Origin of the sequence: Cognatishimia sp. MH4019, assembly GCF_020177595.1 — a bacterium.
Taxonomy (GTDB): Bacteria; Pseudomonadota; Alphaproteobacteria; order Rhodobacterales; family Rhodobacteraceae; genus JAHTBL01.
The window spans coordinates 1-1,519 of the sequence record NZ_JAHTBL010000023.1 but is presented as its reverse complement, the minus strand read 5'-3'; the positions used below and the strand labels follow the sequence as shown (position 1 = coordinate 1,519).

General features: G+C 50.0%; 2 protein-coding genes. Both read left to right on the top strand.

From position 1 onward, the window contains the following. Positions 1-278: 278 nt before the first annotated feature. Positions 279-647, top strand: a complete 369-nt coding sequence (locus KUW67_RS18295; RefSeq protein ID WP_224826781.1) for a nuclear transport factor 2 family protein — start codon at positions 279-281, stop codon at positions 645-647. Between the two features lie 182 nt (positions 648-829). Continuing rightward, positions 830-1,384: a chloramphenicol phosphotransferase CPT family protein gene (locus KUW67_RS18290; protein ID WP_224826780.1), complete on the top strand. Its 555-nt coding sequence runs from the start codon at positions 830-832 to the stop codon at positions 1,382-1,384. Positions 1,385-1,519 lie beyond the last annotated feature (135 nt).

Sequence of the window (1,519 nt, the reverse complement as noted above, 5' to 3'; positions counted from 1 at the left end):
TTCGTAAAACAGCGCCGCTTGTGCCTCCTGCTTTGGTCCCATCATCGCCAAATCCCCCAATCAATAAAGGAATTGAATCAGCGATTACCACTTCGATCAAGCAAGAGTTTTTCAACACAATCAGCTCGTCCGACACCTTCGCCCTTTGGTGCAGAGAGATCGGCTTTGCGGGACTTTGCTGATATTCGTTCGATGATGAAGTCTTGCCAGATGAAGCGCATACCGTGATCCTCGATTTAGCGCGTTCGATCTCAGCCAACCGATAAGGAGATGCAGTAATGTCTGCCAGAGCTTTTGTTGAAGAATACGAAGCTGCCCTTGGAACTCAGGACTGGAGCTCCGTTGCACCACTGATCAGCGATGATGCGAGAGTAATCTTTTCAAACGGCTCAATGCTCGACGGGAAGGCAGCGATCAAAAATGCATATGAGCACAACTTCAATACCATAAAGGGGGAAGAGTATCGGATAGAGAATGTTCATTGGATGATAGAGACGGCAGATAGCGCCGCCTATATGTTTGAGTTCCATTGGACGGGTGTCATTGACGGCCACGAAACTTCGGGTTCAGGAAGGGGCACAGCCGTTTTGGTTCGGTCCGATGATCGATGGATGCTCACTGGAGAGCAATTAGGCCCGAAGTCGTAGCAGATCGCGCTATGGCCGAAACTCTCGAAGCTCTCTCTGCGCCGCAGCTTATGCCGTTAAGGTCACACATGGGACTTTTGCTAGGTCGAGCGCGAACGTCTGAAAGGCGGGACACGTCGCCGTTCCGCTTCGTCCGTTGACGACGTATACCAGAAGCAGTGTCGGCGCACCCGGAGGTCAATATGACTGGTCAGATCATTATTCTGCACGGCCCTTCAAGTAGCGGGAAATCCACAACGGCTAAGGCGATCCAACAATTGGTTGAGTTTCCGTTTTGGCATATCTCAACAGATCACCTGCGCGACAGCGGCGTTCTGCCGACCGACAGAATAAAGCGGCAAGAATTTCATTGGTGTGACTTGCGCAAGCCTTTCTTTAATGGCTTCCATGCTTCGCTAGCCGCATACGCCAACGCAGGTAACAACTTGATTGTTGAGCACATTCTGGACACTCCAGAATGGGTTCATGAGTTGAAGAACCTGCTAGCACCATTCGATGTCTTCTTTGTTGGATTGCATTGCTCATTAGACGAACTGAAAATTCGCGAGCAAGCCCGAGGTGACCGTCCTGTAGGCAGCGCCGAACAAGACTATTACACGGTCCATTTTGGTCGCGTCTATGATATCGAAGTGAACGGCCAAGCAAGCGTAGAAGAAAATGCACAGGCCATTCTTGAATGCTGGCGTTCAGGCTTTAGACAATCTGAGTTCGCAGCAAAAAAGAGGGTGAGGGCGTAACTTTGGGCAGATTGTGTTGAAAAACTCTTGCTTGATCGAAGTGGTAATCGCTGATTCAATTCCTTTATTGATTGGGGGATTTGGCGATGATGGGACCAAAGCAGGAGGCACAAGCGGCGCTGTTTTACGAATTCT

What these genes read in the sequence shown, in the direction of transcription:
- KUW67_RS18290 (WP_224826780.1), top strand. Translation starts at nt 830, where the DNA reads ATGACTGGTCAGATCATTATTCTGCACGGCCCTTCAAGTAGCGGGAAA.
- KUW67_RS18295 (WP_224826781.1), top strand. Translation starts at nt 279, where the DNA reads ATGTCTGCCAGAGCTTTTGTTGAAGAATACGAAGCTGCCCTTGGAACT.